At 76.9% G+C, this 286-nt stretch carries 1 pseudogene; it reads right to left on the reverse strand.

The features are described 5' to 3' along the window. Positions 1 to 286 (reverse strand): annotated as a pseudogene (locus tag K206_RS39000) (alkaline phosphatase family protein); the annotation flags it as partial.

Genomic DNA, 286 nt, shown 5'->3' on the forward strand with positions numbered 1-286 from the left:
GCGCCTGCCGCAGCCGCGCGAACAGCGTGTCGGCACGCAGCAGCTGCCCGCCCTGGTCGGTGGTGATGCCGTGCCGGTTGGCCCAGGTGCCGGTGAGCAGGGTGGCCCAGCCGGGGCCGGCCAGCGCTTCCTGCTGCGTGACGGTGCCGCTGACGCCGCCGGTGTAGGCCGGCCCCAGCGTCAGTTGCGCCAGCGCCGGCGCCTGCTGCTGCGCCAGCGCGGCGCGCAGCTCGGGATAGTTCACGCCGTCCACGCCGATCAGCAGCACGCGGCGCGTGCCGGCGGC

Source organism: Cupriavidus sp. WS, assembly GCF_000395345.1.
Classification (GTDB): Bacteria; Pseudomonadota; Gammaproteobacteria; order Burkholderiales; family Burkholderiaceae; genus Cupriavidus; species Cupriavidus basilensis_B.